This is a genomic window from Paenibacillus sp. 01T431 (assembly GCF_056398625.1).
The window spans coordinates 1-13,758 of record NZ_JBFTPT010000004.1 but is presented as its reverse complement, the minus strand read 5'-3'; the positions used below and the strand labels follow the sequence as shown (position 1 = coordinate 13,758).

Annotated in this window: 13 protein-coding genes; 3 read left to right on the top strand and 10 right to left on the bottom strand. The window is 41.0% G+C overall.

Features of this window, described 5'->3' with window-relative positions; all coding sequences use genetic code 11:
- Window positions 1-257 precede the first annotated feature (257 nt).
- Window positions 258-410 (top strand): hypothetical protein, encoded by a 153-nt coding sequence (locus tag AC1DM9_RS07785; protein WP_477579360.1) that lies wholly within the window; start codon window positions 258-260, stop codon window positions 408-410.
- Between the two features lie 303 nt (window positions 411-713).
- On the opposite strand, the gene AC1DM9_RS07780 is transcribed toward AC1DM9_RS07785, so the two are convergent.
- The 3 genes from AC1DM9_RS07780 to AC1DM9_RS07770 all read right to left on the bottom strand — a co-directional run bounded on the left by AC1DM9_RS07780 (window position 714) and on the right by AC1DM9_RS07770 (window position 3,258).
- Window positions 714-1,061, bottom strand: coding sequence for a c-type cytochrome (locus AC1DM9_RS07780; protein WP_477579358.1), 348 nt, complete (start codon window positions 1,059-1,061; stop codon window positions 714-716).
- 1,471 nt (window positions 1,062-2,532) lie between these two features.
- A complete protein-coding gene (locus AC1DM9_RS07775; protein WP_477579356.1) occupies window positions 2,533-2,868 on the bottom strand; it encodes a DUF4181 domain-containing protein in 336 nt (111 codons plus the stop codon).
- 75 nt (window positions 2,869-2,943) lie between these two features.
- Window positions 2,944-3,258: a hypothetical protein gene (locus AC1DM9_RS07770; protein WP_477579354.1), complete on the bottom strand. Its 315-nt coding sequence runs from the start codon at window positions 3,256-3,258 to the stop codon at window positions 2,944-2,946.
- Window positions 3,259-3,565: 307 nt separating this feature from the next.
- Here AC1DM9_RS07770 and AC1DM9_RS07765 point away from each other — a divergent pair, with 307 nt between their 5' ends.
- Complete coding sequence (locus AC1DM9_RS07765) at window positions 3,566-5,392, top strand: APC family permease (RefSeq protein WP_477579352.1); 1,827 nt, start codon at window positions 3,566-3,568, stop codon at window positions 5,390-5,392.
- A gap of 65 nt (window positions 5,393-5,457) precedes the next feature.
- Here the strand turns inward: AC1DM9_RS07765 and AC1DM9_RS07760 are convergent, their stop codons facing one another.
- The 6 genes from AC1DM9_RS07760 to zwf all read right to left on the bottom strand — a co-directional run bounded on the left by AC1DM9_RS07760 (window position 5,458) and on the right by zwf (window position 12,579).
- Window positions 5,458-6,039: a hypothetical protein gene (locus AC1DM9_RS07760; RefSeq protein ID WP_477579350.1), complete on the bottom strand. Its 582-nt coding sequence runs from the start codon at window positions 6,037-6,039 to the stop codon at window positions 5,458-5,460.
- 232 nt (window positions 6,040-6,271) lie between these two features.
- Window positions 6,272-6,589, bottom strand: a complete 318-nt coding sequence (locus AC1DM9_RS07755) for a hypothetical protein (protein WP_477579348.1) — start codon at window positions 6,587-6,589, stop codon at window positions 6,272-6,274.
- A 196-nt stretch (window positions 6,590-6,785) separates the two neighbouring features.
- Window positions 6,786-8,204 carry an NADP-dependent phosphogluconate dehydrogenase gene (gene gndA / locus AC1DM9_RS07750; protein WP_477579346.1) on the bottom strand — a complete coding sequence of 473 codons (1,419 nt, stop codon included), beginning with the start codon at window positions 8,202-8,204 and terminating at the stop codon, window positions 6,786-6,788.
- Window positions 8,205-8,365: 161 nt separating this feature from the next.
- The gene (gene fsa, locus AC1DM9_RS07745) at window positions 8,366-9,034 is read right to left on the bottom strand and encodes a fructose-6-phosphate aldolase (RefSeq protein WP_076265617.1); all 669 of its coding nucleotides are present in this window, start codon (window positions 9,032-9,034) and stop codon (window positions 8,366-8,368) included.
- 52 nt (window positions 9,035-9,086) lie between these two features.
- Window positions 9,087-11,078, bottom strand: coding sequence for a transketolase (gene tkt, locus AC1DM9_RS07740; RefSeq protein ID WP_477579344.1), 1,992 nt, complete (start codon window positions 11,076-11,078; stop codon window positions 9,087-9,089).
- The gene (gene zwf / locus AC1DM9_RS07735) at window positions 11,071-12,579 is read right to left on the bottom strand and encodes a glucose-6-phosphate dehydrogenase (protein ID WP_477579342.1); all 1,509 of its coding nucleotides are present in this window, start codon (window positions 12,577-12,579) and stop codon (window positions 11,071-11,073) included. The genes tkt and zwf overlap by 8 nt, the downstream gene beginning before the upstream one ends.
- A gap of 123 nt (window positions 12,580-12,702) precedes the next feature.
- Here zwf and AC1DM9_RS07730 point away from each other — a divergent pair, with 123 nt between their 5' ends.
- Window positions 12,703-13,578 (top strand): LysR family transcriptional regulator, encoded by an 876-nt coding sequence (locus tag AC1DM9_RS07730; protein ID WP_076265614.1) that lies wholly within the window; start codon window positions 12,703-12,705, stop codon window positions 13,576-13,578.
- Between the two features lie 77 nt (window positions 13,579-13,655).
- On the opposite strand, the gene AC1DM9_RS07725 is transcribed toward AC1DM9_RS07730, so the two are convergent.
- Window positions 13,656-13,758: IS3 family transposase (locus AC1DM9_RS07725; protein ID WP_441878013.1), on the bottom strand; the 103-nt coding region annotated here is incomplete at its 5' end.

Here is a 13,758-nt window from a genome sequence, read left to right as displayed (position 1 = left end):
TGACGCCACCCCTCGCTGGAATTCATAGCTACTCTATTCTACATTCAGCCTAGCTATCCTCCCATTATGTAAAATTGATAAAAGTTAAATGCAATTTTGACTCCTACACTGAAATTGATTTGTACATTGCTCACATGAACGAAACATATCGGACACATTTAGCAAGGAAATGACTACTTCGAGCTATTATTTTCAGGCACCATTTCCTTTTATAATAATAGGACTAACGAAATAGATTCAGAAAGGAGAAATGAAACATGCTGTATTGGATTATCTTAGGAGGCTTATTTCTGACAGGCGGATCATATCTCATGCTGAATGGAGCAAAACTCGTTCAAGAAGACAACGTCCTTCAGGATAAAATGGCGAAGTCTTATGTATCAACACCTCATGAGGATGTCATTTCGTAAGCATACACCACATTTGATGCTGCAACAAAAAGCTTAATAAAAACAATAAGATCATACGTTGACAGTTCTCCTGCTCGTTGGTGCGGAGCAGCCCATTCAAGAAAACTTCTCGCTTGGGCGAGGAAATGGTCATCCACTTATCTTGATGAATATAACGAAACACTCGAAAGAAAAATAGTGTTCAGAAACTCTACGTTAAGAGATGAATAAAGGGTCTACTCTATAAGTCAATTTGACTTGTAGAGTAGACCCTTGTTTTTCTTTGTTATAGGCTGAGTCTATTGATTAACGGTTCTTTGGCATTTATTTATGTTCAGCCAGCCATGCAGCCAAACTTTGAATCTGTTCCGTCGTTAAGCTGCTCTCGAACTTTGGCATACCCTTACGTCCATTGGAAACAACATCCACTATTTCCTCTTCTGTCAGCTTGGCCCCGACCTGCTGCAAATTAGGGCCGGCTCTTCCCTGCAGCTCCGTGCCGTGACAAGAAATACACCTTTTCTTATAAAGTGCCACCGCCTCGCTGCTCTCTGTACCTTCACCGCTGTTGTCCTTATTTGGCACTTCTACTGTTGTTCCTCCGCCGCAAGCAGACAATAACAAAACCAACACAACCGCAACACCTACTGAATACTTTTTTAAACTACCCATTTTAGGTTTGCCTCCTCTCTTTTTTGTCGTGGTAACATTACATCCAATCCCCTTCATAGGTTTACCTCCGAGTTGGGTCGGTGATCCACATGAAGGTTGTACCAGCGAGCTTTGATAGCTTTGATAGCTTTTAAGAATCTACAAAAGCTTCAAATCCTTCAAAAACTTCAAAACCACCTAAAGCTCCTAGAACTTCTAGAGTTCCTAAAGCTCTTAAAGTCCTTAGAGCTCCTAGAGCTTCAAATGCTTCAAAGCATCAAAAAGCATAGATTGCTTTAATATCATTTTCTTTTATACTTACTTGCTTACGCATGACTCGATAGAGCTATTGCTGGATAAATTCATATCTTTGTAATAAAGTTTACGATAAATAGCCACATTGAAGCATTTTCACTTTCCATTTTTCATTCCTACAGGAATAACAACTCTATTCCTCTTCACTTGTCCTTGCTCATCTACGTGTATGAATTGAAACAATCTCTATTAGCAAAATGACATTACCGGCACTTATTAAGAAAAATACGAAGAAACGGAAGTCGCAAAAGTAGAACAGTCAGTCCTTATTCCATAAACATCAACTTAAAAGGACAGCTGCATTTTGATAATGATGCAGCTTTATTGTCTTTCACAAAACAATCATTGGCTCATTTCGTTTTCACTTTTCTAGCAAAAATAGAAAAAGGCTGGCTCAAATGTAGATTTATCTACGTTTGAGGCAGCTCCTATTTAACGTTGCCTTGTATTGAAGCAATATTTTTACTTTTTAAACTCATTATGTATCGTAGTTTATCCAAATTCACGTAAACTGCTTACAATTTAGACCTTCAAAACCTTTGTTCGCAGCAAACATCATTTTAGATAAATCGCTTACGAACCTAGCAGCTCTTATTTAGACCTTTTTTAATAAATAAAAATTTTTACGAACCCCACAAACCTTATTTCATGAAAAATAACGCATAACACCCTATACAGCATGAAATAACGACGTTACGGTTCGTTAAAACTTTAGAAGAGTAATTTTATGCATAATAAGGTTGATACAGTTCGTTAGTAAATTGGGCATCGGATGATATGCACTGACGGTGAGACAAATGATTAAACACAAAAGCTTATTCTGGCAAATGATTGATAACTTGAGTTTTTAATTTTATATGTCTCTAGGGTTGCTAAGCAGTAAACTACGAGTCGAAGCCTCTGTTTGCCCTATACACAGGAGCTCAAATTCGCTTGCACACAGAACCTCCAGTGAAAGATTCATCCGTCATATGCACCAAGATATTTCTCTCCTCAAAAGTTTTAGCTTATGTCGATAACGTCCATATATGATGCGGTGAGTAATTCAATCATACCTAGACTCACTGAAACATCGTAATAGGATCTCAGTTTCTTCAATCAAGCACTAGTAGCGTCAAGTGCTCCTCGCGTATTTCGGCTTGTACATCTTCCCTAGCAGCTAAGCCGATCCGAAACACTAGACGATGAAATAAGATAAAGTTACACCAATAACTAGAACGAGAAGTGTAACCATATATTCTTTTGATCCCCTTAGAAACTTCCAATCTACAAATGATTGAAAGCCCGCAACGATAAAAATTAACACCATACAAAACCATTTCATAGCATTTCCTTCTAAATCAATAAAAATAATAATTGCTGTTGCTACGGTTGCTGCTACGATCATTCCCCACATACTCACTTTTTTACCCTTATCTGAAATTTCTTTTTTTGCAGTTCCAACAATCCATTTTCTTAAAAATAAACTAGCAAAAACGAGTAATATTCCTACTAGACCAATTTGACCACCCATTAAATCACTCCCTTGTTCTCTCTCTCACTCACTCGTACTTCCGACCAAATGAACTGCATAGCCATCTCAGCTGAATTATCCTAAAATATTCTCATCGTAAATATTCAACATATAAATTCTTAGACGAAATATCTTTCCCATTATCTTATTATCAAATTTCATATATTTAGCTTCAACAATCATGGTGCTGAATAAATAAAATAATTTCCCTGACACGGTTCGGCTGATTACAGTTGATCCTTTTATCAAAGCTGTATAACAGCCTAATTTTTCATAAAGCTTATTGAATAGTTCTTCATCAATCCTCTTCTTCGGCCGCAGATCAAAAATAATTTGTTTTATTATCAAATCCATTTCTTTTTCCAATTCGAGTAAGCGATCATCAATCATTATGTATCCCCCTCAAAATACAAAATGTAAATGTTAGCGATATCCCCCCTTGTTCACATCAAATGAAATCAAATCCCATTTCATTTGTTTTTGATCCATTGTGGAGAATAAATTTGGCCAACTCATCATTATTTAAACCAAGAACAAATTCCATGTAATAGTAAGTACCATACTACGTTTATGAAGCTCAAAAGGGAAGGAATGATTATGCGATTGTTAAGTCGCTCCAGTTCTATTTCATAAAGTTTATTTATTTCATTTGCAGGGTAATATACACACAATAAATTAAGCGAGGTGAGGCTAACGAATGTTTTCTTCATTAAAAAGGTTTTTAATTGGACGACCATTAAAATCAACGGAATTAGGCGAGCAAAAACTGAATAAAACAAAAGCTCTTGCCATTCTTTCTTCAGATGCCTTATCCTCTGTGGCATATGGTCCTGAGCAAATATTGTTAGTCTTAATCACCGTTAGTGCAGCAGCATTTTGGTATTCCATACCGATTGCCATTGGTGTTTTGATTTTATTATTAGCACTTATTTTATCCTATAGACAAATTATTTTTGCATATCCTCATGGCGGTGGCGCTTATGTCGTATCCAAGAAAAATCTAGGTGTATACTCTGGGTTAGTAGCCGGAGGCTCACTGTTAGTTGACTATATTTTAACGGTAGCGGTAAGTGTATCAGCTGGAACAGATGCCATTACGTCAGCTTTTCCAAGCTTGCATCCTTATAATGTGATTATTGCGATTATTTTTGTATTGTTTATAACCATCTTGAATTTAAGGGGAGTAACGGAGTCCGCTTCAATATTAGCCTATCCGGTTTATTTATTCGTTTTGGCTTTATTCATTTTAATCATTGTAGGCATTTACAACATTCTATTAGGCAATGTCTCGCCTGAATTACATACACCCATTGGAACGCCAGTGGCGGGAATCAGTTTGTTTCTGCTGCTAAAAGCTTTTTCCTCCGGAAGTTCTGCTTTAACAGGGGTTGAAGCTATTTCGAACGCAATACCCAACTTTAAAAGCCCGTCTCCAAATAATGCTTCCAAAACGTTAATTGCGATGGGATCGCTGCTTGCCATATTATTTTCCGGAATCGTTTTTTTAGCTTATTATTATGGAATTAGTCCAAGGGAAGAAGTGACCGTTGTTTCAGACATTGCTGAACATACGTTTGGTCGGAACTTTATGTATTATTTTATTCAAGGAACAACCGCATTAATTCTGATCCTTGCTGCTAATACAGGTTATTCTGCTTTCCCCTTGCTGGCAGTTAACTTAGCCAAAGATAAATTTATCCCTAGAATGTTTACCATTAGAGGAGACAGATTAGGTTATTCCAATGGCATTATTATTTTGGGCGTTTTCTCAATCCTGTTGATTATAGCATTTGAAGGCCGAACTGAGCATCTCATCCCACTTTATGCCGTAGGTGTGTTTATCCCCTTTACACTCTCGCAGACGGGTATGATGGTAAAATGGATTCGCGAAAAACCGCAAGGCTGGGTATCTAAGCTAATCATTAACTCAACAGGTGCGGTTATAAGCTTTATCGTCACCATGATGTTCTTTTTAACCAAATTCGCACAGGTGTGGTCCGTATTAGTTTTTCTACCTCTTATCATTTTGCTCTTTCACCGAATTAGAAAACATTATGAATCTGTAGCCGATCAACTGCGAATTACGACCTCTGAGGCCGCTATTCCAATTGAGGGGAATGTGATCATACTTCCTGTGGCTGGTATTACGCATGTGGTCGAGAACTCATTGAATTACGCCAAATCACTATCTGCTCACCAGATCATTGCGGTTCATATTCCATTTGAAAGAGAGGATGAATTCACTTTCGAAGAGAAATGGAAAACGTGGCAGCCTGATGTGAGACTAGTTACTTTACATTCGCCTTATCGAAGCATCATTCAACCATTAAGTAAATTTATTGATACCGTTCAGCGAAAGGCGAGTGAATCAAATTACAAAGTTACTGTCATCATCCCGCAATTTATACCAAAAAAAGGTTGGCACAATATGCTTCATAACCAATCCAGTTTATTGATTCGTGCTCACTTGTTATATAGAAGAAATGTGATCGTCACTACAGTACCTTATCACTTGAAAAAATAATGACTTGAACGATTATGATGTAATTGTTCCATGAATAAAAGGCTGCCGATGGCAGCCTTTTATTGCTATCTAGTTGCTGCGATCAAATGACCATTGTTATCCATGCCTCGAAAAACAAATCCCCTATTGTCCTTAGGATTAATTTCTAGATATGATACTGCATACCCATTTCGTACAGGTAATTCAATATATACCGTTGAATCACTCTTGATTAATTTCAAATTATCCTCTAAAACATTGCTAAAATTATCATTGCTAATAATGACTCGCTTTATCTCAGGGTTAATCGTCGAGAATGCAAAAATAATGTCGTACATTTTGTTAGCATTCAATTGAGCTGACCATGTTCGTTGAATGGTATTCGGTTCGTTAGCGCTTGGCGCTAATGGAGAGGTCTCGGATACGCGATATAGAAATCCCCATTTCTTCGTAACGAGCTTAACAAAATCCATATCCTCCATTTTCCATATAACTAGTTTATCCTTCCCAAATGCTTGGTGATACACCGCTTCTCCGTCTGCACGAGGATATGCCTCTTTCAGTGCTTTACTTTCACTAAATACATACCCGCTTCTATTTCCAAAATAAACTAGGAGAAGAAATACACATACAGAGTAAATAAGTATTCTCGACCGTTTTGGCTTCATCTTGTCTCCTATTCTTGATTAATGATCTTAAAAGGTTAGATTTCTTTCCAATTTTATGTTTTCAAAATAATCCCATAATTTACAGACGTGTAATAGGATTGAAAGTTGCGCATAACGAATCGTTCCTTTTACAAAGAAAAAAGAATCTGTGCTCTTGTATCCTCCCATGAACACAAATAAGTTGAGCAGAAGTTTTCCTTCTACTCAACTTTTTATTGTGGCTGCGAATGGGTTACTCCACGCCGTCCTTGAAGTTTTTAGTATAGTTTTTATCACCTTTGTGCTCCAGGTCCTTCACCGTTTTCTCCAGCGTAGACACAATCTCTTCTTTAACCTGTGTCAGCGTTTCGTAAAACAACGCCTCTTCCGTACCTATGATTTTGACGCCGCTAATGGCCTGCATGGATTGAAAGCGTCTGTGCTGATCAGCAAGATCGTCAATCGCTTTCAGCGTGTGCATCGTTTGCAGAAATAAATCCTTATGATGCTGGCTGGAAAGTCGATCCTCAAGTTGTTTCATTCGTGTGTTCATCGGCACTCTTCCCTTCATTTACAATATGAGGATGGTTACTTCAAGCAGTTCCTTACTTCCATTGTATAATTTTCCTTCTGTCAAAAACAACTTTTTCCTTCGCGCTCCAAAATCACTATCTCCATACGCCATCTGAAACAAAAAAACTCCTACACAGATAACATGAAAAATAAATTCATGATTATCTGCTAGGAGTTTGTGTTGGTTTTAATCGTTATTCRTTATTTTCCATCCATTGAAAGTGGTAGCTTCCCTCTTTATCAAGGCGCTGGAACGTATGTGCTCCAAAATAATCCCGTTGCGCTTGCAGCAAATTAGCAGGAAGTCTTTCTGTACGATAGCTGTCATAATACGCTAATGCGGAAGCGAATGCTGGAACCGGAATGCCTCTAGTTACAGCGATGGAAATGACTTTTCTCCAAGCCTCTTGATAGTTTTCAACAATATTGCTGAAGTATTCATCCATCAATAGGTTGTTCAGAGATGGATTGCGGTCATAGGCATCCTTAATATTTTGCAAAAATCTTGCACGGATAATACATCCTCCGCGGAAGATCATCGCAATGCTGCCATATTTCAAATCCCAGTTATAAGCGTCAGAAGCAGCTCTCATTTGGGCAAAGCCTTGCGCGTAGGAAGCGATTTTGCTTGTGTACAGCGCTTTGCGAACAGCTTCGATAAATTCCTGCGGATCACCGTCGTAGCTGGATACCGCTGGGCCGTTTAATTTTTTGCTCGCAGCCACACGTTCTTCTTTCATAGCGGAAATAAAGCGAGCGAACACGGATTCCGTAATGATCGACAATGGCACACCCAAATCCAATGCACTTTGGCTAGTCCACTTGCCAGTACCTTTTTGTCCTGCTGAATCGAGAATGACATCAACCATTGGTTTGCCTGTTTCCGGATCAATTTTCTTGAAAATATCAGCCGTTATCTCGATCAAATAACTATCCAGCTCGCCATTGTTCCATTCCGTAAAAATGTCATGAAGCTGGCTAGTGTTCAGGTTCAACACATCTTTGAGCAGGTGGTACGCTTCGCCGATGAGCTGCATATCGCCGTATTCGATGCCGTTGTGTACCATTTTGACATAGTGGCCAGCGCCGTCAGCACCGATATAAGTGCTGCATGGATCACCATTCACTTTTGCTGAAATAGCTGTCAAGATTGGCTCTACAAGCTCGTATGCGTCTCTTTGACCGCCTGGCATGATAGCTGGACCGTTAAGCGCACCCTCTTCGCCGCCAGAAACGCCGGCTCCGATAAAGCGGAAGCCTAATGCTTGAAGTTCTTTGTTTCTGCGCTGTGTATCTGGAAAATAGGCGTTTCCGCCATCAATTAGAATATCTCCTTGATCCAGATACGGCACCAACTGATTGATCGTATCATCTGTCGGTTGACCCGCTTTTACCATGATAAGAATTTTACGCGGCGATTCCAGTGATTGTACGAATTCTTCCACACTGAATGCGCCGACAAAATCTTTTCCTTGCGCCTCCGCCAATAGTTCATTTGTTTTCTCTGCTGAACGATTATACACGGCAACCGAGAAACCTTTGCTTTCTATATTCAAGGCTAGGTTTTTACCCATTACGGCCAGACCAACCACGCCAATTTGTTGTTTTTTCATGATAACTGCCTCCCTGTCATTACTGTCCTGTTGTAGATAAAAAATCAAAAAAACTTTGCTTATGCGCATCGATATCCGACTGGCCTAGCAGTGCGAATATATGAACTATATAGGCTTCTATGCTAGGCTAGTCGAACCGATTAAGGTTTGGAAACTGCAGCTTACTGCTGCGCCGTTTTCTTCCAATCAGCTGCGAACTTCTCCATGCCTTGATCCGTTAGAGGATGTTTGGAGATTTGTTCGATTACAGAGAACGGAATCGTTGCTATATGTGCCCCAGCCATCGCTACACGAGTGACATGATCCGGGTGGCGAACAGATGCAGCGATGATTTGGGCATCCAGATTGTGCGTACGGAACAATTCAGCAATCTTCGTGACGAGCAGAACGCCATCTTCTGAAATATCATCCAAACGACCGAGGAAAGGAGAAACATAAGTCGCTCCAGCGCGAGCAGCCAAAAGCGCTTGGTTCACAGTGAAAATCAATGTTACGTTTGTTTTCACGCCTTTTTTGGTCAAGTAGCGGCAAGCTTCTAGACCAGCTAGCGTCATCGGAAGCTTAATTGTAATGTTTTTATCATTGTTGTTGATTTTGATCAGTTCATTTGCCTGCGCGATCATTTCTTCAGCTGTTTCTGCGTCAGGCGTTACTTCTGCTGATACCGATTCTACCTCAGGCACTTCGCGGAGAATTTCTGCTATGCGGTCTTCGAATTTCACGCCTTCTTTGGCAACCAAAGATGGATTCGTCGTAACACCAGACAATACACCGATTTTATAAGCTTTTTTGATATCTACCAAATTTGCAGTGTCGATGAAAAATTTCATAATTAAAACCTCCGTTTTTTATTATTAAATTTTTATTGTCTTCATGCGTTGCTTAGCGTAATTCTTTCGCCATTCGAACCACGTTATCTACCGAAAATCCGAAAAACTCTAACACTTCACTACCTGGGCCAGAAGCGCCAAACGTATCGATGGACAATACGCTGCCGCTTGGTCCTGTGTAACTATCCCAGCCTAACGAAATGCCAGCTTCAATAGCTAAACGTTTCGTAACAGATGCAGGCAGCACTGATTGCTTATATTCTGCCGATTGACGGTTGAACAATTCACGGCTTGGCATAGCTACTACACGAACTGAAATATTTTCCTTCTCAAGTTCAGCTTTTGCGCCAACTGCCAGAGAAACCTCAGAACCGGTACCGATCAGAATAATGTCAGGCTTGTCGTTTGTCTCCGTTAGAACATAACCACCGCTAGCAACCGCAGCGACATTGCCTTTAGTTTCTTCATAGATAGGCAAGTTTTGTCTGCTTAGTACTAAAGCTACTGGTCCTTCATTTTGCTGCAATGCATAAGCCCAAGCATTAGCCGTTTCATTGGCATCAGTTGGACGGATAACTGTAAGCCCAGGAATCGTGCGCAATGCGGTCAAATGCTCAACGGGCTCATGAGTAGGTCCATCTTCGCCAACAGCGATGGAATCATGTGTAAATACATAAATGACAGGTAGCTTCTGCAGTGCAGCCAAACGAATGGACGGACGCAGATAGTCGCTGAACACGAAGAATGTACTTACAAACGGTTTTACGCCGCCGTGCAGTGCCATACCATTTCCAGCAGCGCCCATAGCATGCTCACGAACGCCGAAGTAAATATTTCGTCCTGCATAGGATTCAACAGCAAAGGTTTTTTCGCCGTTAATATCAGTCATCGTTGAATGGGACAAGTCTGCGCTACCGCCAAAAATTGAAGGCACCGTATTAAGGTAATGATTGATCGCTTGACCGCTCGCTACACGTGTAGATACCGTTTTGGAAGCATCGAAAGTAAGAAGATCTGCAGCATCGATGACAACAGAACCTTCAATGACTTGCTCAAGTTCTGTACCAAGCGCCGGATGCTGTTCTTTATAAGCAGCCATTAGCTGATTCCACGCTGCTTCTTTTGCTTCGCCTTTTTGTTTCAACTGTGCAAAGTGAGCTTGAACTTCTGCTGGAACGGTAAATTCTTCCTCATGATCCCAACCGTAAACCGCTTTTGTCGCTTTTGCCTCTTCTTTGCCTAGTGGATTGCCGTGCACTTTATTCGTTCCCGCTGCCTTGCTTCCGTATCCGATAACCGTACGAACTTCGATAATGGTCGGCTGCTCTTCATTGCTCTTTGCTGCCTCGATCGCTTTCGTGATTTGTTCGATATCATTGCCATCTTCAACTCGCAAATAGTGCCAGTTAGCAGATTCCGCTCTCTTCTGCATGTTTTCACCGAAAGAAAGATTGAGGTCACCGTCTAAGGAAATATCGTTGGAATCGTACAATACAACGAGTTTATCGAGCTTCATATGTCCAGCCATAGACATCGCCTCGTAAGAAATTCCTTCCATTAAGCAGCCGTCTCCAACAAGTGCATACGTGTAATGATCAACAACCGGGTATCCGTTTTGATTAAATTTTGATGCTAGGTGAGCTTCGGCCATTGCCATACCTACAGCCATCGCAAGTCCTTGTCCTAGTGGCCCTGTCGTTGCATCAACGCCATCTGTATGGCCATATTCAGGATGTCCAGGCGTTTTGCTGTTCAGCTTACGGAACTGCTTCAAGTCCTCGAGCGATACGTTATAGCCGGATAAATGCAGCAGGCTGTAAAGCAAAGCTGAGCCATGACCCGCGGACAAGACAAAACGGTCACGGTTGAACCATTTTGAATGGCTCGGATTGTGATTAAGATGGTTGCCCCAAAGTGAGTACGCCATAGGCGCAGCTCCCATTGGAAGCCCCGGATGTCCGGAATTTGCAGCGTTTATAGCATCGATAGACAGTGTACGGATAGTATCAATAGATAGTTGTTCAATTGTTTTTGTATTAAGCATATTGTTCTCCTTTTATGGTTTCGATTTCTTGTTCGGTCTTCTCATCGAACCACCAATGGAAGCCGTCTTGTGCAAGCAGCATATCAGACTCAACCGGACCGTATGTGCCAGCTGCATAACGATGCAGCGGAACTAAGTTTTCTTCATAAGCTTCCAAAATGGGTTGAACCCATTTCCATGACAATTCGACTTCGTCCCAATGCGCGAAAAATGTAGAGTCGCCGTGCAAAGCATCGTGAATCAAATTCTCATAAGCTTCAGGCACATTGTCTCTCGTCGCATGAAAATCGATATTCATGGGCTTGAATTCACCCTTGTGCTCAGGGTCTCTCGTATTTAATTGCAATCTAATGCTCTCGTCAGGACTGATCTCAAATACAAGCAGATTAGGCATTTTGCTATCATCGTTTGTTGCAGCTTGCTTTATTGGTTCTTTGAACTCGATCACAATTCTTGTTGATTTGTCCTTCATTCTTTTGCCTGTACGGATATAGAAAGGAACGCCCCGCCAGAAGTAATCGTCAATTTGCAGTTTAGCTGCAATAAAAGTGTCGTTCATGGAGTTTGCAGCAATGTTTGGTTCGGAGGTATAACCGACTACCGATTTCCCTTGAATCTCTCCTTCTCCATATTGTCCTCTTATCACTTGGGTGTTGACATCTGCTTTTTGCAGCAGCTCCAGTGATTCCATGACCAGTTTCTTTTTGAAACGGACATTTTCTGAGGTGCTGTTGTTCGGAAGGTGAATGGTCAACATCATGAGCAATTGAAGCATATGGTTCTGGAACATGTCTCTGATTGCACCAACATGATCATAATAGCCAGCTCTTTCTTCCACGCCTACAATTTCGTTTGCCGTAATTTGAACGTTGGCAATGTAACGTTTGTCCCAAAGTGCTTGAAGGACTGGATTGCTTTGCTGCAGAACCTCAAGCTTTTGAACCATCGGCTTGCCAAGATAATGATCAATACGGAAAACTTCTTCTTCCGCAAACGATTTGCTCAGGTTTTCATTCAATTCTCGAGCAGACTGCAAATCATGACCAAATGGCTTCTCGATTACAAGCCGCTTCCAGCCATTAGCGGAACCAAGCCCGCTTTCATGAATGTTAGCTGCAATCGGTTCAAAAAATTCAGGTCCAACCGACAAGTAAAACAAGCGATTGGGTGCAACACGCAGCTCTTCTTCCCGTTTCTCAATAAGACGAAGAAGCTTATGGTAATCTTCTTTGCGGCCAACATCCAATACACTATAGCGGAAAGCACGCAAAAAATTTTGAATCAATTCGGGATCATTTGCTTCACGCCTGGAAAACATACGAAGAGATTGTTCGACATTGTCCTGAAAGGTTTTATCGGACAGCTCTCTTCTTCCGAGGCCGACCACGGAGAAGAACTCCGGCAGCTTCTGATCAATAAATAAATTATACAAAGCAGGGTAAATTTTTCTTTTTGCTAAATCCCCTGTCGCTCCAAACAAAACAAATGTGGTAGCCTCCATGTTCTTACTCCTTCCAGCAGTGCTTTGTAGTTAGTACTGGTTTCTATTTCCTAATTCCACTATAATACGAATATGACCTATACAAGTAATTCATATTTTTCACAGGAGCTATAGATACTGTCTATGATCAATTATGAGCTATACAAAGTTTTTTACTGGACGGCGAAGAAGGGAAGCTTATCCCAAGCCGCAAAATCGTTGTATATCACCCAGCCGAGCGTTAGCCATGCCATCAAGCAGTTGGAAGACAGCTTAGGCATCATTTTGTTTTACCGGAATTCAAAGGGTGTTGCTCTGACGCAAGAGGGTGAAATCCTTTATTCCTATATTGAGAAATCTCAGATTCTCATCTCACTAGCCGAAGAAAAGATGGCGGCTCTTAAAAATTTGGACAGCGGTGAGCTGCGGATCGGTGGAAGCGATTCGTTGTTCAAGCATTATTTGCTGCCTTATTTGGAAACCTATCACGAAAAATATCCCGGTATCAAGCTGCATCTGAATCATGGAACGACACCGGAAACCATCGCTTTTCTGAAGGAAGGCAAAATCGATTTGGGCGTCGTTCGTATGCCCATCGTCGATTCTCAGCTAGAAGTTATGAAGGGCATTCAGCTGCAGGATTGTTTTGTAGCAGGAGCTCGATATGCTGAGCTTAAGGACAAAGTGCTTTCACTAGAAGTGCTGCTTCAATATCCAATTATCCTGTTCTCTCGAAACAGTCGTGTACGAATGGCGATTACCGAACTATTCCAAAACTATGGGCATCAAATCAAGCCTGAAATTGAAGTAGGAAGCGTTGATTTGCTCATCGAATTCGCGCGGAAAGGCCTCGGTATTTCTTATGTGACTAAAGAATTTATTGCCAAAGAATTGGAAGAAGGTTCTCTCTTTGAGATTCAATTGGATATTCAGATGCCTCCTTCCCAAGTAGGCTTTATGATCATGCACAATATGCCATTATCCAATGCGGCAAGCAAGTTTTTGGAGCTTGTTAAATAGCAGCTTATGGAAAAAAAGGTCAAGTACGGTGGGGACTGACCCCCATTTGTGAGACAGGGATCAAAACACCTTCAAGTTTAAACGGCCAGTCGCCTGTAATCAATCGGCGACTGGTTCTTTAGTTTCGTTTGAATACGAATTGCGTTATAGTAAGTGATGTAGTCTCGAACGGTCTGTTCA

Bases quoted from the DNA above. Each gene is read 5' to 3' on its own strand.
- AC1DM9_RS07730 (WP_076265614.1), top strand. From the start codon at position 12,703: ATGATCAATTATGAGCTATACAAAGTTTTTTACTGGACGGCGAAGAAG.
- AC1DM9_RS07775 (WP_477579356.1), bottom strand. From the start codon at position 2,868: ATGGGTGGTCAAATTGGTCTAGTAGGAATATTACTCGTTTTTGCTAGT.
- AC1DM9_RS07755 (WP_477579348.1), bottom strand. From the start codon at position 6,589: ATGAAGGGAAGAGTGCCGATGAACACACGAATGAAACAACTTGAGGAT.
- fsa (WP_076265617.1), bottom strand. From the start codon at position 9,034: ATGAAATTTTTCATCGACACTGCAAATTTGGTAGATATCAAAAAAGCT.
- tkt (WP_477579344.1), bottom strand. From the start codon at position 11,078: ATGCTTAATACAAAAACAATTGAACAACTATCTATTGATACTATCCGT.
- AC1DM9_RS07765 (WP_477579352.1), top strand. From the start codon at position 3,566: ATGTTTTCTTCATTAAAAAGGTTTTTAATTGGACGACCATTAAAATCA.
- AC1DM9_RS07760 (WP_477579350.1), bottom strand. From the start codon at position 6,039: ATGAAGCCAAAACGGTCGAGAATACTTATTTACTCTGTATGTGTATTT.
- AC1DM9_RS07785 (WP_477579360.1), top strand. From the start codon at position 258: ATGCTGTATTGGATTATCTTAGGAGGCTTATTTCTGACAGGCGGATCA.
- zwf (WP_477579342.1), bottom strand. From the start codon at position 12,579: ATGGAGGCTACCACATTTGTTTTGTTTGGAGCGACAGGGGATTTAGCA.
- AC1DM9_RS07780 (WP_477579358.1), bottom strand. From the start codon at position 1,061: ATGGGTAGTTTAAAAAAGTATTCAGTAGGTGTTGCGGTTGTGTTGGTT.
- AC1DM9_RS07770 (WP_477579354.1), bottom strand. From the start codon at position 3,258: ATGATTGATGATCGCTTACTCGAATTGGAAAAAGAAATGGATTTGATA.